Source organism: Variovorax sp. KK3, from assembly GCF_001984055.1.
Classification (GTDB): domain Bacteria; phylum Pseudomonadota; class Gammaproteobacteria; order Burkholderiales; family Burkholderiaceae_C; genus Variovorax.
The window spans coordinates 125,526-143,375 of the sequence record NZ_LYVO01000006.1 but is presented as its reverse complement, the minus strand read 5'-3'; the positions used below and the strand labels follow the sequence as shown (position 1 = coordinate 143,375).

Here is a 17,850-nt window from a genome sequence, read left to right as displayed (position 1 = left end):
CGGTGCTCCACTGGCCTGCCCGCCGCGACAAGGCCGAGGCGAGGGACTGAGGCCGTGCCGCGTTTCGTCGCGCTCTGGATCTATCTCTCCGCCACGCCGCTCTTCGGCCTCACGGCCACGCTGGTGGTGTACCTGCTGGCCAATGCGGCCTACACGCGGCTCGACAGTGCTCCCTGGGCCAACCCCGTCCTGTGGTCGGTGGTGGTGCTGGCCTGCGGGCTGGTCGCAACCGGCGTGGACTACCCGACCTACTTCGCGGGCGCGCAGTTCATCCACTTCCTGCTGGGTCCGGCCGTGGTCGCACTGGCCTGGCCGCTCTGGCAGCGCCGCGCGGAGCTGAAGGCCCGCTTCGGCCGCGTGCTGCTCGCTGCCCTGCTGGGCGGCGTCGCAGCCGCGGCTTCGGCCGTCGCGTTGGGTTGGGCGGTCGGCTTGCCGCACGACGTGGTGGTGTCGCTCGCGCCCAAGTCGGTGACCGCACCCGTCGCCATGGGCATCTCGGAAAAGATCGGCGGCATTCCCGCGCTGTCCGCCGTGTTCGCCGTGCTCACCGGCATGATCGGCGCGCTGACGGGCAAGTACCTCTTCGACGCCTTGCGCATCGGCACCGACGCGGGTGGCTTCGCGGCGCGCGGCTTCGCGCTCGGCACCATCGCCCACGGGATCGGCGCAGCGCGCGCATTGCACGTCAACGCCGATGCGGGCGCCTATGCCGGGCTCGCGCTGGGCCTGCAGGTCGTGCTGGCGGCGCTGCTGATGCCGTTGGTGTTCCGGCTTTTCTGAAGGCCGGAAAGCGCAACACCCGCCGAAGCGGGTGTTGGATCAGCACTTAGCTGCGGTTGGGATTGTTGGGGCGCCGATCGTTGCGATTCGGTACGCCGTCGCCGTCCCGGTCCCAGCGGCCGCGGTCGTATTCCCAGCGGCCGTTGCGTTCACGCCATTCCGGTGCGCGGTATGCGTAACCCTGACGGGCCCGCATCCAGTTGCCGTTGACCCACACGTGACGCCCGCCACGCCACTCGTAGTGGCCCGGCGCCCACACGTAGCCACGACGGGGCGGCGGCACGCGCTCGACGCGCGGCGGGGGTGGCGGCGTCTGGATGATGACGGCCGGTTGCGCCTGTGCCGTGGTGGGCACGGTGACTGCGGCTCCCACTGTCAGCACGGAAGCTGCAGCCACAGCCAAAGAGATCGCGAGTTTTTTCATGGGTGTTCACCTCATGAGTTGTTGGAGGAGCCTTCATCCTCTGCGCCCCATGTGAAGCCCGTGTAAGCCGCGTCTGAAGTGTTTTGTAAAGCTCTGTCGCCTCTTGTTGCAGCCCCGGGGCGCTTTGAGTACCTTTTGCCGCACCCAAGTTGCTCTGGAACGACATCACTCCCGGAGTTCGCGCAAGTCGATGGCATCGGCCATCGCCGCATAGCCCGCCGGGCCCGGGTGCAGGTGGTCGCCGCTGTCGCAGGCCGCGCGCATGGCGGACGGATCGGCAGGGTCGCGCAGCGCCTCGTCGAAATCGATCACGCCATCCACTTCCTGCCGGCCGCGAATCCAGCGGTTCAAGGCTTGTCGCCGCACTTCCTTCTCTTCGCTCCAGTAGGCCGCGCCCTTGAAAGGCGTGATGGTGCCGAGCAGCAGCTTCACGCCCCGCTGCCGCGCCTGGTCGATCAACTGCTGCAAGCCCGCCGTCAATTGCTCGACAGTGGCTGGCCTGAAAGTGGGCGACAAGGCCTGGATCGGCACCGGCAGGCTGACGCCGATGTCGTTGATGCCGATCAGCACCAGCACGTGCGTCACGCCGCTCTGCCCGAGCGCATCGCGCTTGAAGCGGTCGAGCGCGCGCGGGCCGGTGCCGTCGAGCAGGAGCCGGTTGCCGCCGATGCCGGCGTTGATCACCGCGAAGCCGCCATGGCCGACGTTGCCGTTGGCGTTGGCGTTGGCGTCGCCGTTGCCATTGCCATTGCTCTTGGGCATGTCGCGCAGGCGCGCGGCCAGCCGGTCGGGATAGCTCTCCTGCGAAACGCCGGCCGCACCCTGCGTGATCGAATCGCCGAAGGCCACGATGACGCGCGGCGCAGCGCGGGCGGCGACGTCGAGGCCCGTGACCACGTGGTTGACCTGCGAGGGCATGGCGCCGCGCCAATCCGCGCGCATCACGGCCGCGCCCGGCACGGTCGAGGTGGTGGCCAGCAGATGGCGAGTGGCGAACGGCGTGCCTGCCTGCACCTGGTAGCTCACCGCCACCGCCTGCCCCGCTGCGACGTCCAGCTTCGTGCCGTCGCTCCAGGCTTCCTGGCCAGGCGCAATGGTCAGCACGGCGCGCCCGCCGAAGCGCAAACGCTGCAGGCTCGCAGGCGAGACCGCCTCCGCGCCGGTGCTCAGCGCCACGCTGGCCTCGACGACGTGCAGCGGCTGCCGGCCGAAGAGATTGGAAAAGCGAACCCGCACGAGCGACCCGCCCAGCGTGGACACCATGCGCTGCCGCAGGCTTTGGCCGCCGAAACTCAGGCGCTCGGCCGGTGGCGCGGGCAGCCCCGGAAAGATCGGCAAGGGCAGGTAGTCCAGCGGCGCACCGGCCCAGCTCGCAGCCCACTGCGTTGCCGATGCCGGCGCGGACTGTGCGGCGGCCCACGGCGGCAGGCCTGCGAGCAAGCCCAGGCCCGCGCAGTGCGCGAGCCCGCTCTGGGCGAAGCGTCGTCGTGAAATCGGGTCCATGCGCAAAGCGGCCCAGTGTACGGAAGGCCATCCACGTCGGCGGCGCGCAGGGGCTTCGGCGCGCTACCAGGTGTCGATGAAGGGCGCGGGGGGGCGCTGCATGGTCGAGCCTGAGGCCGATGCCGATGCCAGCCCGCGAACCAGCCAGGCCCGCGTGTCGGCCGGATCGATCACCGCGTCGATCTCCAGCGTCTGCGCCATGTTGATGGCCTCGCCGTTCGCGTACTGCTGCGCCACGAGCTTGCGAAACAACGCGTCGCGCTCCGCGCCCTCGGCCACGGCGTCGAGTTCCTTGCGAAATCCCAGCCGCACGGCGCCTTCCAGCCCCATCGCGCCGAACTCTCCGGTCGGCCACGCGACGGTGAACACCGGCGCGTCGAAGCCGCCCGCGGTCATCGCCTGCGCGCCGAGGCCATAGCCTTTGCGCAGCACGACCGCGAAGTAAGGCACGCGCAAGTGCGACGCCACCATGAACATGCGGCAGACGTGCCGCACCTGCGCCTGGGCTTCGATCTCGGGCCCGACCATGAAGCCCGGCGTGTCGCACAGCGCCACCAGCGGCAGACCGTGCGCATTGCACAGCTGCATGAAGCGCGCCGCCTTGTCGGCTGCTTCCACATCGATGGCGCCGCCGAGGTGATGCGGGTTGTTGGCGAGCAGCCCGACCGGCCGCCCTTCGATGCGGGCCAGCGCGGTCACGACGCCGGCGCCGAAACCGGCGCGCAGCTCCAGCAGGGAGCCCGTGTCGGCCACGCCGCGCATCGCGGCGCGCATGTCGTAGACGCGCAGGCGGTTCTCGGGCACCGCATGGCGCAGTGCGCGCGGGTCGGCGCACTGCCATTCCTGGGTCGCACCCTGGAAGTAGGCGAGGTACTGCTTGGCCGCGGCCACCGCTTCGGCTTCGTCCTTCACCAGGATGTCGATCACGCCGTTGCGCGATTGCACGCTGCTCGGCCCGATCTGCTCGGGTGCGAATCGGCCGAGCCCGCCACCCTCGATCATCGCGGGCCCGCTCATGCCGATGTTGCTGGCCTCGGTGGCGATGATCACGTCGGCGCAGCCCAGCAGCGCCGCGTTGCCCGCGAAGCAGCGGCCGTGCACGATGCCCACCACCGGCACCTTGCCCGACAGCGCCGCGAACCCGCTGAAGGTGTGGTTGTCGAGGCCCGCCACGATGGGCATGTCGGTGTCGCCCGGCCGGCCGCCGCCGCCTTCGGCGAACAGCACCACCGGCAAACCGAGCTGGTGCGCGAGGCCCAGCATGCGATCGGTCTTCTGGTGGTTGCGCATGCCCTGGGTGCCGGCCAGCACGGTGTAGTCGTAGGCCATCACCACGCAGCGCGATGCCTGCGGACCGAAGAGCGACGCGTTGACGCTGCCGATGCCGGTGACCATGCCGTCGGCCGGCGTGTTGGCGACCAGGTCGTCGAGCGTGCGGCGGCGCGTCTGCGCGGCGATGGCCAGCGCGCCGTACTCGATGAAGCTGCCGGGGTCCGCGGCCAGGTCGCACAGGTCCGCGATGTTCGCGCGCGCGGTGCGGCCGCCCTGGGCATGGCGCTTGGCGACGGCGGCGGGCCGGCTGGCGTCGAGCGTGACGGCGTGGCGATCGATCACCTTCTGCAGGTCGGGACGGATGGCGTCGAGGTTCTGCTCGACTCGCACTTCGGCCCTCACGAACTGCGCGTCCACGGGCTCGAGCCGCAGCAACGACTGGCCTTCGACCAGGTAGTCGCCCGGCGCCACCAGCAGCGCGACGACGCGGCCGGCCACGGGCGCATGCAGCAGGTGCTCCATCTTCATGGCCTCGAGCACGCCCAGTTGCGCACCGGCCGGCAGCTCGTCGCCGACCGCGACTTCGAACTGCACGAGGCGGGCGGGCATGGGCGCCTTCACCACCAGGCCGCCGCGCTCGTCGTCCGCTTCGGCCTGCGCGGCTTTCGCATCGATGGCCTGCGGATGACCGTCCTTCGACTGTGCCGCATCGATGCGCGATACGGCCGCAAGCAGGTCGGCCAGATGCGTCTCGACGAAGCGCGTGTGCAGATTCTGCGTGGCGAACTCGGGCCGCTCGCCGATCGCGCGCAGCAGGCCGAGGTTGGTCGCGATGCCCTCGATGCGGCATTCTTGCAGCGCCCGCTGCGAGCGCCGCACCACGTCGTCGAAGCGCGGCGAGGCGGCATGCACGATCAGCTTGGCCAGCAGCGTGTCGTAGTGCGGCGAGGGCGCGAGGCCGGTGTGGCCGTGCGTGTCGACGCGCACGCCCGGGCCGGACGGCAGGTCGAAGCGCGACAGCATGCCGCCCGCGGGTCGCGCCTGACCCTGCGTGTCGAGCGTTTCGGCATTGATGCGCCATTGCACCGCGAAGCCGCGCTGCGGCACGCTGCGGTCGGCCTCGATACCCAGTTCGGCCAAGGCCTGCCCCGCTGCCACGCCGATCTGCAATTGCACCAGGTCGAGCCCGGTCACGGCCTCGGTCACCGTGTGTTCCACCTGCAAGCGCGCATTGGCCTCGATGAAGACGAAGGGCAGGCGGGGCGAATCCTCGTCGACCAGGAATTCGAAGGTGCCCAGTCCCCGGTAGCCCACCGCCTTCGCCATGCGCAGCGCGGCCTGCGTGAGTCGCTCGCGCAAGGGTGCCGGCAGCGACGGGCTGGGCGCGATCTCCACGAGCTTCTGAAAGCGGCGCTGCAGCGTGCATTCGCGCTCGCCCAGGCTGGCGACCGCGTGGCCATCGCCGATCACCTGGATCTCGACGTGGCGTGCATGGCGCATCAGTCGCTCGACGTACACGCCCTCCACGCCGAAGGCAGCCCTGGCTTCGGACGTGCAGCGCGCGTGTGCCTCGGGCAGGTCAGCGGCCTTCAGCACCGCCCGCATGCCGCGGCCGCCGCCGCCGCCGATGGCCTTGAGCATGACCCCGGCTCCGCCGGCCTCTTGCGCCGCGAAGAAGGCCTGCGCCTCGGCCAGCGTGACCGCCCCTTCGCTGCCGGGCATCACCGGCACGTCGCACTGCTGCGCGAGCGCGCGGGCCCGCGCCTTGTCGCCGAACAACGCCAACTGATCCGGCGTGGGCCCGATGAAGCGCAGCCCCGCATCGGCGCAGGCCTGTGCGAAGTCGGCGCGCTCGCTGAGAAAACCGTAGCCGGGATGCACCGCGTCGCAGCCCTGTTCGCGCGCCGCGGCGATGAGCGCCGCGCCGTCCAGGTAGGCGGCGGGGCCGGTCGCGTTCAAAGCCACGGCCGTGTCCGCCAGTTGCACGTGCAGCGCGGCCGCATCGTCCCTGGCATGAACCGCCACGCTGCCGATGCCGAGGTCGCGCAGCGCACGCACCAGCCGCACGGCGATCTCGCCGCGATTGGCGATCAGGATCTTCCTGAACATGCCCGCCATCACCCGCGGACTTGCAGGCGGCCGGAAAGCGTCATAGTCTCCATGGCGTCACTCTCACAGGGTTATCGATAGGGCCTGGTCCCGCATGGTGCTTCAACAATCCTACCGATGGGTAGAACCTCGGCGACACCGCACAAACCCTCTGCGCGCACCGATCTTCCCCAAGGCACCGGGCGGCAGCGGGTCGCCACCGCCGGCACCGACGCCCAGCGCGAGCGCATCCTGCAGGCCGCGGCGACCCTCTTTGCGGCACAGGGCTACGCCAACACCACCATGGCGCAGATCGTGCGCGCGCTCGACGTCACCAAGCCCTTCGTCTACTACTATTTCCGCGACAAGCAGGAGATCTTCGAGACGCTGTCGTGGCGCCCCACCGTCGACTGCTTCACCGCGCTCGACTTCGCGGAGACCGATCCGCGCCCCGCGGTCGAGAAGGTGAAGGACGGCATCGAACGGCTCATTCGCGCCACCGTCGCGCACCATCCCTGCGCCTTCTTTCCCTACCGCGAGCCGCAGGTGTACCGGCCCGAGTACGTCGAGGCGCAGCGAAAGCTGGCCCACCATTTCTACGACCGCCTGTGCCCGCTGCTCGAAGAAGCCCGGCGCGACGGCGACCTGGATTTCCGCGAGACCAAGCTCACCGCGCTGGCCGCACTGAGCCTGCCGGGCTTTCTCTACAGCTGGTACCGTCCGGATGGCCGGCTCTCGCCCGACGCGTTGGTGGCCGAGCTGGCAAGGCTGTCATGGCGCGTGCTGGGCCTGCGCGAGCGCGGCGATGCGGGCAGCCCGGGCCGCGACCGAGACGCTAAGGGATAGCCCTGCCCGCCGCGCACGGCGGCATCTGGATACTGCGATGTCCCGCGCACGCGGGCGACTGGAGGAACGAGAACATCATGGCAGGCAAGAACCCGCTCCACCCCATCCCGCACCCGGCGCGGAAACCCTTCGTGGGCAACATCCTGTCGATCGGCTCCGACTCGCCGGTGCTCGACATGTGGAAGATCGCGCAGGACCTCGGCGAGATCTACTGGCTCGACATGCCCGGCATGCCGGTGATCGTGGTGTCGTCGGCCGCGCTGGTCGACGAGCTGTGCGACGAGAAGCGCTTCGACAAGAGCACAAAGGGCACGCTGCGCCGCCTGCGGGCGCTGTCGCACGGGCTCTTCACCTCCGACACGCACGAGTCCACCTGGTCGAAGCCGCACAACATCCTGCTGGCCAACTTCAGCCAGCGCGCGATGCAGGCCTATCACCCGATGATGCTGGACATCGCCGAACAGCTGGTCACCAAGTGGGAGCGCCTGAACTTCGACGAAGAGATCGACGTGGTGCGCGACATGACCGCGCTCACGCTCGACACCATCGGCCTGTGCGGCTTCGGCTACCGCTTCAACTCCTTCTACCGCGAGGGCTTCCATCCTTTCGTCGATGCGATGGTGCGCACGCTGGAAACGGTGCAGAACCGGCGCGGCATTCCGCTCGAGGAGTTCATGCTCAAGAAGCAGCTGGCCCAGCAGCGCAAGGACATCCGCTACATGCACAAGATGGTGGAAGACATCATCCAGGAGAGGCGGGCCAGCGGTGCCGACATCGCGACCAAGCCCGATCTGCTGAGCTACATGATCGCGGGCGTCGACAAGAAGACCGGCGAGCGGCTCGACGACCGCCAGATCCGCGACGAGTGCATCGAGTTCCTGATCGCGGGCCACGAGACCACCAGCGGGCTGCTCTCCTTCGCCATCTACTTCCTGCTCAACAACCCCGAGGCGCTGGCCAAGGCGCAGGCCGAGGTCGACAGCGTGTTCGGGCCCGACCTGTCGGTGAAGCCGACCTACGCGCAGGTGAACCGCCTCACCTACGTGCTGCAGGTGCTGAAGGAATCGCTGCGCATGTTCCCCACCGCGCCGGCCGTCGCCATGGCCGCGAAGGAGGACACGAAGATCGGCGGCCAGTTCACCATCAAGAAGCGCAACATGGTGATCCTGCACGCGCTGGCGCTGCATCGCGACAAGGCGGTGTGGGGCGAGGACGCCGACCGCTTCAACCCCGACCACTTCAGCCGCGAGGCCGAGCGCGAGCGCCCGGTGAACGCCTTCAAGCCTTTCGGCAACGGCCAGCGCGCCTGCATCGGGCGGCAGTTCGCGCTGCAGGAGGCGGTGCTCACGCTGGGGATGATCCTGCAACGCTTCGACCTGCTCGACCACACCGGCTACAAGCTGAAGATCCGCGAAGCGCTCACCATCAAGCCCGAGGACTTCAAGATCCGCGCACTGCCGCGCGACCCGGCCACGCGTGCGCGTGGCGACCACCTGCTGGCGCAGCCGGTCGCGGCCGCTGCCGAGCGGCCGGCCGCTGCCAAGCCGCAGGTCGCGCGACACGGCACGTCCCTGCTGGTGTTGCAGGGTTCCAACCTCGGCACCGCCGAAGACCTGGCGCGCCAGTTGGCCGAAGCCGCCGAGATGCGCGGCTACTCCACGCAGCTCGCCTCGCTCGACGACTACGCCGAACGGCTGCCGGCCGAAGGCGCGGTGGCGATCGTCTGCGCGTCGTACAACGGCATGGCGCCCGACAACGCGGCCGAGTTCCACCGCTGGCTGGACCAGGCCGACGATTCGCTCAAAGGCGTGCGCTTCAGCGTCTTCGGCTGCGGCAACACCGACTGGGCGTCCACCTACCAGGCGGTGCCGCGCCGCATCGACGAGCGCCTGGGCGTGCTGGGCGCCACCCGTGTGCACGAACGCGGCGAAGGCGATGCACGCGAAGACCTCGACGGCGCCTTCCAGGATTGGAGCGATGCGCTGTGGCCGAAGCTGGCGAAGGCCTTCGACCTGAAGGCGGCCGACTCGGTGCCGCTGCAGAGCGCGCCGCTCTACACGGTCGAGGAGATGCCGCCGCCGCAAAAGAACGCGCTGGTTGATGCGCTCGGCGCCGTGAGCCTGCGCGTGCTCGCGAACCGCGAGTTGCAGACGATCAGCGGCGACGCCGCGCAAGACCGATCCACCCGTCACGTGGAACTGCAGTTGCCCGAGGGCGTGAGCTACCGCGCCGGCGACCACCTGAGCGTGGTGCCGCGCAACGGCGCGGCCCAGGTCGACCGCGCGATGGCCCGCTTCGGCTTCGATCGCAAGGCCCACGTGCGGCTGCAGGCCATGCCGGGACGCAAGGCGGCACTGCCGGTGGATGAGGTGGTCGCGGTCGACCGTTTGCTGGGTGACTACGTCGAGCTGCAGGACGTGGCCACGCGCAAGCAGATCGCGACGCTCGCGGCCCACACGCAGTGCCCGTTCACGCGGCCGAAGCTCGAAGCGCTGTCGGGTGCTGACGAAGCCGCTGCCGCGCTGTACCGCAGCGAGGTGCTGCAGAAGCGCAAGTCGGTGCTCGATCTGTTGGAAGAGTTTCCGGCGTGCCAGCCGCCCTTCGCCGTTTTCCTGGAGATGCTGTCTCCGCTGTCGTTGCGCTACTACTCGATCTCGTCGTCGCCCTCGGTCGACGACGGCCGCTGCAGCGTGACGGTCGGCGTGGTGAGCGGTGCGGCGCGCTCGGGCCTCGGGCGGTTCGAGGGCGTGTGCTCCAACTACCTGGCGCGCGCCGAGCCTGGCGAGCTGGTGCACGGCGTGGTGCGCGAGACCACGGCCGAGGGCTTTCGACTGCCGGACGATGCGCAGCGCCCGCTGATCATGGTCGGCCCCGGCACCGGCCTGGCGCCCTTCCGAGGCTTTCTGCAGGAACGCGAGGCACAGCTGGCCAAGGGCACGTCGCCCGGCGAGGCCCTGCTCTTCTTCGGATGCCGCCATCCGCAGCAGGACTTCATCTATGCCGACGAGCTGAATGCCTGGGCCGAACGCGGCGTGGCGAAGCTCTTCACCGCCTTCTCGCGCGCCGGCGAGCGCAAGGTCTATGTGCAGGACCGCATCCGCGAGCAAGCCAACGACGTCTGGCGCCTGTTGGACCAGGGCGCCATCGTCTACGTCTGCGGGGACGGCTCGCGGATGGAGCCGGACGTGCGGCGTGCCCTGTCCGACATCGCACGCGAGCACGGGCAGGACGGCGAGGCCTGGCTGGAAAAGATGATCGCCGACAAGCGCTACGTGCTGGATGTGTGGGCGGGCAGCTGAGCCGGCCCGCCAGCCTCAACTGCGTTTGCGCGCGGTGACTTCGATCTCGATGCGCATGCGCGGGTCGGCCAGCCCCGCGGAGATCATCATCGCGGCAGGCCTGGCTTCGCCGAAGTACTTGCGCAGCACCGGCCAGCAGGGCGGAAAGTCTTCCGCCTTCGGCAGCACGTAGTTCACGCGCACCACGTCGTCGAAGGACGCGCCGGCCTCGGCCAGCGCGGCGCCGATGTTGCGCAGGCATTGCTCAGCCTGTTCGACGATGCCGTCTGCGATGGTCATCGTCGTGTAGTCGAAGCCGGTGGTGCCGGAGACGAACACCCAGTCGCCGTCGACCACTGCGCGGGAATAGCCGATTTCCTGCTCGAAGGTGGAGCCGGAGCTGATGAGTCTGCGTGTCATGGGCCTTTGCTCGTGAGTTTCGGGCCCGAGATTCTCGCTCGCCGATCAGTCGGGCCGCGCCGGATCCGGATAGATCAACGGACCCCACAGCCGACGATCGAAAGGCTTCCACTCCCCTTGCGGCTGCGCCAGCCGGTCGGCCAGCGCGTAGAGCACCGCCGGGTGCGCGCCCAGCCCGAGGTGGCTGGCCACGACCTCGATGTTCTCGGCTTGCGGGCCCGCCGTTTCGACGCTGCATTGCCAGGCCACGACGCCGTCGCTGCGGCTGTAGATGGAGGTCGTGGGCACCGAGGGGGTGGGTTGCACGTGCTGCATGCGGCGGGGGTCGATCGAGCTCTGGCCGCTCACGCCCTCGTAGATGCGCCAGGCGTTGGTGGCACGCGCGCTGCCGGTGAAAGGGCTGCCCAGGGTGACGACGCTGCGCACCCATTGCGGATGCCGCGAGGCCAGCAGGCGCGCGTAGACGCCGCCCAGGCTCCAGCCCACCAGGCTGACCTTGCCGCCACTCTGGTCATGCAGGGACTCGAGCTTGGCGACCATGCCATCCTCGATGCCGGCACGCGGGCCGAGGTTGCGGCCGAGGCCCCAGCCATGGGCGTCGTAGCCGCGGCCCTGCAGGTAGCGCCGCAGGAGCTTGGTCGACAAGTCGCCGGCCACCAGGCCGGGCAACACCAGCACTGAATGACCGTCGCCGCGCGGGGCGAACTGCAGCAGGGGCCACAAGGCCAGGGTCGCACCGGCTTCCCAAAGGGCGCGCCCCTCCGCCAGCAGCAGCAGGCGCGAGGGTGGCGAAACGGGTTCGTGGGTGGCTGCCATCATGAACATCTCCTTTGTGCTTGTGACCGACTGTAAGAGCGGCAGGCGGCGGGTCAATCGGCTATCCGAGGTACTTCCCTCGCAAATAGTCAAGGTAAGCCCGCGATTCGCGCGAAACATAGGGGGAAACGAGCGTCAGTGTGTAGAACGCCGCAAGTCCCGGGTCGGCCTGCTGCAGGGCGTCACGGCCCGGCACCAGCCGTTCGAAAGAGAGCCAGCAGGTGGTGGTGAAGACCATCTGCAAGGCGAGCATCTGCGCTTCTTCGGCTGTCGCCTCGATGACACCTGCGGCCACCAGGGCCTCGCACAGCGCCTGCGCGGCCAGGAGGTTCTGCGCCGTCAAGGCCTGGGCCCGCTGGCCCAGTGCCGGGTACTCGCCGGCCAGGAAGGCCATGTCGCGGTAGACGAAGCGATAGGCATCGATGGCCTCGAAGCGCAGGTGCAGTGCGAGCCACAAGTCGTCGATGGCACGTACCGAGTTCGACGACGCGTTGAGCAGCTCGAGCTGTTCCTCGAAACGCCGGAACAGGCGCTCGACGATCAGCTGCTTGGCCTTGAAGTGATAGTGCAGGTTGCCGGGGCTCATCTCCAGCTCGGCCGCGATGCGATGGGTCGACACGGCCGCCAGCCCCTGCGCGTTGAACAGCGCCAGGCTGGCCTGCAGGATGCGTTCGCGGGTGTTGGGGCTCGCCACGGGCTGGTGCGGGCTTCTTCGTCAGCGCTTGGGCCCCGAAGACTCGATGCGGTCCAGGTGCTCGAGCAGCAGACGCATCTGTTCGCGCAATTCCTGGATCTCCTGTGCGGTCGGCATGCCCAGGCGTTGCAGGGCGGTGGCGACCCGCTGGTCGAACACGTCTTCGAACTTGCGGATGCCGAAGCTTTCGAGACCGAAGCCGCGCGCGGGCGCATCGGTCTTGGGCTGGCCGATGCCCAGCAGGCTTTCGATCACGTTGGTCTGGCGCTTGACGACGTCGTCGCGCACCTGGCCCAAGGCCTTCAGGCCGGCGCGCAGCAATCCCTGCGAGCCAGCCTTCGTGTCGGCTGCCGAGGCCTTCCTGGCCGGGGCGGCTTTCTTGGCGGCCGCCGCCTTCTTGGTCGGCGCCGCCTTCTTCGCGGGCGTCGCCTTGACCTGCGGCGCCTTCGTCGACGCTGCCGGCTTGCGGCCGGCGCCGGCCGCCTTCTTCACCTTGACCGTTTCAACCTCTTCGCGGCGAGTCGCCATTCAGTGCTCCTGGATCGGGGAAGAAGGCGGACCGTCCGCCTTCGAAACTCAAGCCTTGCGCGTGGTGCGGCGCACCGGGCGGCGCGCGGCCGTGCTGCGGGCCTTGGCCTTCACGACCTGGACCGGCGTTTCTTCGCCAGCCACACGGCCTTCGATCTTCTTCGCGCCGTCGGCGATGCGGTCGGCGATCTGCACCGAGATCGTCGCGATGGGCTGGTTCAGCGTGCCCAGGGCTTGCAGCACCGAGGTACCCAGGGGCGACTCGACGCGGGCGGCCACGTTGGCGACCGACTCGATGCCGCTGGTGGTGGTGACTGCAACGCGGTCCATCACGGCGACGACGCGGCTGGTGTCGATGTCGAGGCGGTTGGCCAGGAAGCCGTTGACCTTTTCTTGCGCGCCGATCAGGCGGGCCTTGACGTCGTCGGTCACCAGCGGCAGCTGGCGGGCACCCAGGAAGGCGCTGGTGCGCGATGCGGCGCCGTCGAGCAGACGGCGGGCGCCGGTGCGGTAGGCGCTGACCAGGGTCTTGCCGGCTTCGTTGTACTGGCCGACCACGTGGAGGGCTGCGGAAGAGATGGTTTGCGTGGACATGTTGGTTTCCTCGAAGTGGATGGACACGAGAGGCCGGGCATCGACCCGGTCCTCGCTCGCGCCGTTCATTCGACGCGATGGACGCATCTTCTTCGCAAAGCCCTAGGCCGGAAAAACTAGAAGCGTCGGATAGTTAGGCCAACTGCCCCAATTCGCCCCGCCGGGCCCCGCGATGCTACGACGCCCCGGCCGAGTCCCGCGCCGGACAGCCCCTCGGGCTTACCCGCTAGCCGCGCCAGGGCGCATTGCGGAAAAATTTTTGCTTCGCGCCGCGCGCCCGCATCCATCAATAACGGAAAGACACCCGAATGCAACACCTGAGCGGCCTGGACGCGACCTTCCTGCACACCGAGACGCCCGAAACGCCGATGCATGTCGGCGGCATGCACCTGCTGGAGCTGCCCGCGGGCTACGACGGCGACTTCTACGAAGACGTGAAGGCCCACGTGGCGAGCCGCCTGCACCTGTCTGAGATCTTCACGCGCAAGCTGGCGCTGATGCCCTTCGAGCTGTCGAACCCGGTGTGGGTGGAGGACGAAGACGTCGACCTCGACTACCACGTGCGCCGCGTCACCCTGCCGCGCCCCGGCACGCTGCGCCAACTGGAGCAGTACGTGGGCCGCCTGCATTCGACGCTGATGGACCGCAGCCGCCCGCTGTGGGAGTTCTACGTCATCGACGGCCTGCAGGGCGGACGCTACGCGATGTACACGAAGGTGCATCACGCGGGCATCGACGGCCAGGCCGGCGCCGCCTTCGCACAGGCCATCATGACGCTGGAGGCGCACCCCGAGCCGATCAAGCCGCCGCGCCAGCGGGCCCGACGCACCAACCGCTACCAGCTGGGCGTGGCCGAGCTGGCCGGGGCCGCGATCAGCAATACGCTGCAGCAGTACGTGAAGCTCGTGAAGACCTTTCCCGACATGGCGCGCGCGGTGCAGAGCCTGGTCGTGCCGCAACCGCGCAGTGAAGGCGCAGGCCCATGGCAAAGCCCGAAGAACCTCAACATGCTGGGCCCGCGCACGCTGCTGAACGTGGCCATCACCAACCAGCGCGCCTATGCGGTTCGCTCGATCCCGCTGGCCGAGGTCAAGCAGGCCGGCAAGAAGCTGGGCGCAAGCCTCAACGACGTGGTGATGGGGATCTGCGCCGGTGCGCTGCGCCGCTATCTGGCGGACCACGGCAAGTTGCCGAAGAAGCCGATGAGCGCGGCCATCCCCGTCACGCTGCGGGCGCCGGGCGACACCTCGTCGAACAACCAGGTGTCGATGACGGTGATGACCCTGGCCACCGACGTGGCCGACCCGATCGAACGCATCGAGCGCATCCGCGAGTCGTCGGCCGCGGCGAAGAACCTCATCGGCAACATCAAGGCCGCGATACCGACCGACTTCCCTTCCTTCGGCGCACCGTGGCTGATGTCGGGCCTGGCCTCGATGTACGGCCGCTCGCGGCTGGCGGACCGGCTGCCGCCGGTGGCAAACGTGGTGATCTCGAATGTGCCGGGCGCCCAGGTCGCGCTCTACTTCGCCGGCGCGAAGCTGCTGACCTATTACCCGGTGTCGATCCCGAGCCACGGCATGGCGCTCAACATGACGGTGCAGAGCTACAACGGCAGCCTGGACTTCGGCCTGATCGCCTGCCGGCGCGCCGTGCCCGACGTGGACGTGATCGCGGACTACCTGCTGGCCGAGTTCCAGTCGATCCAGGCGCGCGTCGAGGCACTGGATGCGCCAGCCGCGGCGAAGGAGGCGAAGCAACCGGCCGCCCAAGCCGAAGCGCCGCCTGCGGCCGCCAAGGCCACGCCGCGGAAAGCCGCAACACCGAAGGCTGCGGCGCTGAAGACTGCAACGCCGAAAACTGTGGCGCCGAAGACCGCGGCGCCTAAGGCTGATACATCGAAGGCCGCGCCGGCCAAATCGGCCAAGCGACCCGCCTCGCGCAAGACGCCGGCCCGGGCCGACACTGCGGCGGCCGCACCCACGCGCTGACGCGCACGCCCGGCGAGCGCCCGGTCGCGGTGTTTTCCTACGGCATGCAGCCCGTGGTCGCGACCCCGGCATGGCCCGTGCGTTGTACCGTCGGCACATGAACATCCGCACCTTTGCCAAGGCAGGCCGCCCATGAACACCATCACCGTCGAGCTGATTGGCGCACCGACCGACATCGGCGCCAGCGTGCGCGGCGCCGGCATGGGCCCCGACGCCCTGCGCGTGGCCGACATCGGTGGCACCCTGGCCCGCCTGGGTTTCGGCATCGTCGACCGGGGCAACCTGGCCGGCCCGGCCACGCCGTGGGCCGCGCCGTCCAACGGGCTGCGTCACCTCGACGAAGTGGTCGAATGGAACCGCGCGGTGTACGAGGCCGTCGACCACGCGCTGGGCGCCGGGCATCTGCCGGTGCTCATGGGAGGCGACCACTGCCTGGCGATCGGCTCCATCAGCGCCATCGCGCGGCATGCGCGCCAGGGCGGACGGAAGCTGCGCGTGCTCTGGCTCGATGCGCATTCGGACGTCAACACCGAACGCACCAGCCCCAGCGGCAACATCCACGGCATGCCGGTGGCCTGCCTGCTGGGCCAGGGTCCACAGGCGCTGACCGGCTGGAGCGGCGAGCCCGCGGCGCTCGACCATGAGGCGATCCGCTTCCTGGGCATCCGCAGCGTGGATGCCGAAGAAAAAGCCGCGATTCGCGCCCTGGGCCTGAACGTTTTCGACATGCGCCACATCGACGAGCACGGCATGCGCACCACCATGACCGAGGCGCTGCAGGACATCGACGAAGACACGCACCTGCACGTGAGCTTCGACCTCGACTGCCTCGACCCCGACTACGCGCCCGGCGTGGGCACCGGCGTGCGCGGCGGGCCGACCTGGCGCGAGATGCAGCTGTGCATGGAAATGATCGCCGACACCGGCCGGCTCGGCTCGCTCGACGTGGTCGAACTCAACCCGGCGCTCGACGTGCGCAACCGCACGGCCGAAGTGGCGGTGGAGTTGATCGAAAGCTTGTTCGGCAAGTCGACACTGGTGCGCTGATTGCGCTGATTGCGCCGATTGCGCTGAGGCGCGACCTGCGCAGCGCCTTCAGGCGTTGATCAGGTTCAGGATGTTCCCGTCCGGGTCCTTGAACCACGCGACCTTCATGTCGCCCATCACATGGATGTCGCCGTCGAGCCGGGTGTCGGGCATGTCGTAGTGCTCGAAGCGCACGCCCTTGGCTTGCAGCGCCTTCACCACGGCCTCGATCTCGTCGCCGACCGCCCAGGTCACGGCCGTCGCCTGGTTGGTGCCCGCGTACTGCGAGCGGTAGACGTTGAGCGTCGAGACACCGCTCTGGAAAATGACCATCTCCTCGCCGTTTTCCTCGACCACGGCCAAACCCAGGACGTCTTCGTAGAACTGGCGTGCACGGTCCAGATCCTTGACCGCGAGGTTGGCGACGGCTTCCTTGTTGCCCAGCATGGCGTGCTCCTTGTCGACTCGTCGGAGCACCGTCGCACGGTGGCTCACCGAAGTCAATCAGCCGGCAGCGACGACGTGACCGGCGCAAAAGGCGGTGAAGCGTGAAATTTCCCCTCCCGTCCAATAGACACATAGTCTTACATTCTTAAGTACTCATTTTGACGACTCAACGACTACGGAGCTAAGAACATGGACGTGAGGAAAATCGGTCTGCTGGTGGAACAACCCTTCGACGGTTCCTATTACTGGGTGATCCAGGAAGACGCGCGCCACGACGGCCGCTTCGAGGCCCTGCACCGCGCAGAGCGCCCCTTCGCCACCTACGCGGCCGCGCTGGCCCAGGGCTATGGCGTCATGCAACGCCTGTGCGGCTTGACCGGCCTGCCGGCCTCTCAGTCGCGCACCGTCTCGGTCTGATTCAGCCCCGGCTCGGCGACAAGGGCACCGGGCGCAGCGGCGCCTCGGTACTCGGTGGCGGCAACGACGGCGGCGGTACGGGCGTCGGCACGGGTTCAGTCTGGGCCGCCTCGGGCACCACCAGAAAGCGTTCGACCAGAGCGAACAGCCGGTCGTAGAAGCGTTCATCGGTCAGCGTTTCGCTCGCGACCTTGACCAGCGCATCGTCGCTGGACGAGAAGGGCAGCGACACCGAGCCGATGGCACCCACGCCCACGCTGGCCGAATTGTTGACCTTCTTCAGGCTGTAGCGGTCCTGCAGCGCGCTTGCGAAGGCGATGGTGCTTCCGCCTCCGGCGGCAACCGCAGCATTGCCGCCGCCGGCCCGCCCATCGCGCGCGCAGACCACGCGCAACTCCATCTCCACGTGCACCTCACGCGCCGGCTGGAAGCTTTTGCGGCCCGCCACCAGGTCGGCGTTGGCTGCGGTCACCAGGTAGCCCTGGCTCAGCAGCGCGCGACGTGCCGCCTCGCAGGTCTGGGCCTGGCTCGCGCCGAAAGTGCGCGTGTGCGTGGTGGTCGAATCGAATTCCTCGGGGTCGTAGGAAAGGCGCTGCGACGGCGTGCTGCCGCAGCCCGCGAGCACGAGCGTGAACAGCAGCGCCGGGACTGCGTGCGGGAAGTTGAAGCGCATGGAGGCCAGGAAAGATCAGGGAATGCGGAATGCTAGCGGCACGCTGCCGTGTC

General features: G+C 68.8%; 16 protein-coding genes. 6 read left to right on the top strand and 10 right to left on the bottom strand.

Features of this window, described 5'->3' with window-relative positions:
* Window positions 1-54: 54 nt before the first annotated feature.
* The gene (locus B0W80_RS05160; protein ID WP_076998028.1) at window positions 55-780 is read left to right on the top strand and encodes an LrgB family protein; all 726 of its coding nucleotides are present in this window, start codon (window positions 55-57) and stop codon (window positions 778-780) included.
* A 46-nt stretch (window positions 781-826) separates the two neighbouring features.
* Here the strand turns inward: B0W80_RS05160 and B0W80_RS05155 are convergent, their stop codons facing one another.
* From B0W80_RS05155 to B0W80_RS05145, 3 genes are all read right to left on the bottom strand, one after another.
* Window positions 827-1,204 (bottom strand): YXWGXW repeat-containing protein, encoded by a 378-nt coding sequence (locus tag B0W80_RS05155; RefSeq protein ID WP_076998027.1) that lies wholly within the window; start codon window positions 1,202-1,204, stop codon window positions 827-829.
* A 165-nt stretch (window positions 1,205-1,369) separates the two neighbouring features.
* A complete protein-coding gene (locus tag B0W80_RS05150) occupies window positions 1,370-2,707 on the bottom strand; it encodes an SGNH/GDSL hydrolase family protein (RefSeq protein WP_083745183.1) in 1,338 nt (445 codons plus the stop codon).
* Between the two features lie 63 nt (window positions 2,708-2,770).
* Window positions 2,771-6,088: a carboxyl transferase domain-containing protein gene (locus tag B0W80_RS05145; RefSeq protein WP_076998043.1), complete on the bottom strand. Its 3,318-nt coding sequence runs from the start codon at window positions 6,086-6,088 to the stop codon at window positions 2,771-2,773.
* Window positions 6,089-6,205: 117 nt separating this feature from the next.
* Here B0W80_RS05145 and B0W80_RS05140 point away from each other — a divergent pair, with 117 nt between their 5' ends.
* Both B0W80_RS05140 and B0W80_RS05135 read left to right on the top strand, forming a co-directional pair.
* Complete coding sequence (locus B0W80_RS05140; protein ID WP_076998026.1) at window positions 6,206-6,913, top strand: TetR/AcrR family transcriptional regulator; 708 nt, start codon at window positions 6,206-6,208, stop codon at window positions 6,911-6,913.
* A gap of 77 nt (window positions 6,914-6,990) precedes the next feature.
* Window positions 6,991-10,212, top strand: a complete 3,222-nt coding sequence (locus B0W80_RS05135; RefSeq protein ID WP_076998025.1) for a bifunctional cytochrome P450/NADPH--P450 reductase — start codon at window positions 6,991-6,993, stop codon at window positions 10,210-10,212.
* A gap of 15 nt (window positions 10,213-10,227) precedes the next feature.
* Here the strand turns inward: B0W80_RS05135 and B0W80_RS05130 are convergent, their stop codons facing one another.
* Genes B0W80_RS05130 through B0W80_RS05110 form a run of 5 tightly spaced genes read right to left on the bottom strand, consistent with a single transcriptional unit; the run spans window position 10,228 to window position 13,243 of the window.
* Window positions 10,228-10,611, bottom strand: a complete 384-nt coding sequence (locus tag B0W80_RS05130) for a RidA family protein (protein ID WP_076998024.1) — start codon at window positions 10,609-10,611, stop codon at window positions 10,228-10,230.
* Window positions 10,612-10,656: 45 nt separating this feature from the next.
* Window positions 10,657-11,430, bottom strand: a complete 774-nt coding sequence (locus B0W80_RS05125; RefSeq protein WP_083745182.1) for an alpha/beta fold hydrolase — start codon at window positions 11,428-11,430, stop codon at window positions 10,657-10,659.
* 58 nt (window positions 11,431-11,488) lie between these two features.
* Window positions 11,489-12,121 (bottom strand): TetR/AcrR family transcriptional regulator, encoded by a 633-nt coding sequence (locus tag B0W80_RS05120; RefSeq protein WP_076998023.1) that lies wholly within the window; start codon window positions 12,119-12,121, stop codon window positions 11,489-11,491.
* Between the two features lie 21 nt (window positions 12,122-12,142).
* Window positions 12,143-12,649 (bottom strand): phasin family protein, encoded by a 507-nt coding sequence (locus tag B0W80_RS05115; protein ID WP_076998022.1) that lies wholly within the window; start codon window positions 12,647-12,649, stop codon window positions 12,143-12,145.
* A gap of 48 nt (window positions 12,650-12,697) precedes the next feature.
* Window positions 12,698-13,243, bottom strand: a complete 546-nt coding sequence (locus B0W80_RS05110) for a hypothetical protein (protein WP_076998041.1) — start codon at window positions 13,241-13,243, stop codon at window positions 12,698-12,700.
* Window positions 13,244-13,551: 308 nt separating this feature from the next.
* Between B0W80_RS05110 and B0W80_RS05105 the strand changes: the two genes are divergently transcribed.
* Both B0W80_RS05105 and rocF read left to right on the top strand, forming a co-directional pair.
* Window positions 13,552-15,234 (top strand): wax ester/triacylglycerol synthase family O-acyltransferase, encoded by a 1,683-nt coding sequence (locus tag B0W80_RS05105; protein ID WP_076998021.1) that lies wholly within the window; start codon window positions 13,552-13,554, stop codon window positions 15,232-15,234.
* Window positions 15,235-15,366: 132 nt separating this feature from the next.
* Window positions 15,367-16,281, top strand: coding sequence for an arginase (gene rocF / locus B0W80_RS05100; protein ID WP_076998020.1), 915 nt, complete (start codon window positions 15,367-15,369; stop codon window positions 16,279-16,281).
* 48 nt (window positions 16,282-16,329) lie between these two features.
* Here the strand turns inward: rocF and B0W80_RS05095 are convergent, their stop codons facing one another.
* Window positions 16,330-16,707, bottom strand: coding sequence for a VOC family protein (locus B0W80_RS05095; RefSeq protein ID WP_076998019.1), 378 nt, complete (start codon window positions 16,705-16,707; stop codon window positions 16,330-16,332).
* 189 nt (window positions 16,708-16,896) lie between these two features.
* On the opposite strand from B0W80_RS05095, the gene B0W80_RS05090 reads away from it, so the two are divergent.
* On the top strand, window positions 16,897-17,124 hold the full coding sequence (locus B0W80_RS05090) for a hypothetical protein (protein WP_076998018.1): 228 nt from the start codon (window positions 16,897-16,899) through the stop codon (window positions 17,122-17,124).
* 1 nt (window position 17,125) lies between these two features.
* On the opposite strand, the gene B0W80_RS05085 is transcribed toward B0W80_RS05090, so the two are convergent.
* Window positions 17,126-17,797: a DUF2242 domain-containing protein gene (locus B0W80_RS05085; protein WP_076998017.1), complete on the bottom strand. Its 672-nt coding sequence runs from the start codon at window positions 17,795-17,797 to the stop codon at window positions 17,126-17,128.
* Between the last annotated feature and the right edge of the window lie 53 nt (window positions 17,798-17,850).

What these genes read in the sequence shown, in the direction of transcription:
- B0W80_RS05155 (WP_076998027.1), bottom strand. Translation starts at nt 1,204, where the DNA reads ATGAAAAAACTCGCGATCTCTTTGGCTGTGGCTGCAGCTTCCGTGCTG.
- B0W80_RS05150 (WP_083745183.1), bottom strand. Translation starts at nt 2,707, where the DNA reads ATGGACCCGATTTCACGACGACGCTTCGCCCAGAGCGGGCTCGCGCAC.
- B0W80_RS05145 (WP_076998043.1), bottom strand. Translation starts at nt 6,088, where the DNA reads ATGTTCAGGAAGATCCTGATCGCCAATCGCGGCGAGATCGCCGTGCGG.
- B0W80_RS05140 (WP_076998026.1), top strand. Translation starts at nt 6,206, where the DNA reads ATGGGTAGAACCTCGGCGACACCGCACAAACCCTCTGCGCGCACCGAT.
- B0W80_RS05135 (WP_076998025.1), top strand. Translation starts at nt 6,991, where the DNA reads ATGGCAGGCAAGAACCCGCTCCACCCCATCCCGCACCCGGCGCGGAAA.
- B0W80_RS05130 (WP_076998024.1), bottom strand. Translation starts at nt 10,611, where the DNA reads ATGACACGCAGACTCATCAGCTCCGGCTCCACCTTCGAGCAGGAAATC.
- B0W80_RS05125 (WP_083745182.1), bottom strand. Translation starts at nt 11,430, where the DNA reads ATGATGGCAGCCACCCACGAACCCGTTTCGCCACCCTCGCGCCTGCTG.
- B0W80_RS05115 (WP_076998022.1), bottom strand. Translation starts at nt 12,649, where the DNA reads ATGGCGACTCGCCGCGAAGAGGTTGAAACGGTCAAGGTGAAGAAGGCG.
- B0W80_RS05110 (WP_076998041.1), bottom strand. Translation starts at nt 13,243, where the DNA reads ATGTCCACGCAAACCATCTCTTCCGCAGCCCTCCACGTGGTCGGCCAG.
- B0W80_RS05105 (WP_076998021.1), top strand. Translation starts at nt 13,552, where the DNA reads ATGCAACACCTGAGCGGCCTGGACGCGACCTTCCTGCACACCGAGACG.
- rocF (WP_076998020.1), top strand. Translation starts at nt 15,367, where the DNA reads ATGAACACCATCACCGTCGAGCTGATTGGCGCACCGACCGACATCGGC.
- B0W80_RS05095 (WP_076998019.1), bottom strand. Translation starts at nt 16,707, where the DNA reads ATGCTGGGCAACAAGGAAGCCGTCGCCAACCTCGCGGTCAAGGATCTG.
- B0W80_RS05090 (WP_076998018.1), top strand. Translation starts at nt 16,897, where the DNA reads ATGGACGTGAGGAAAATCGGTCTGCTGGTGGAACAACCCTTCGACGGT.
- B0W80_RS05085 (WP_076998017.1), bottom strand. Translation starts at nt 17,797, where the DNA reads ATGCGCTTCAACTTCCCGCACGCAGTCCCGGCGCTGCTGTTCACGCTC.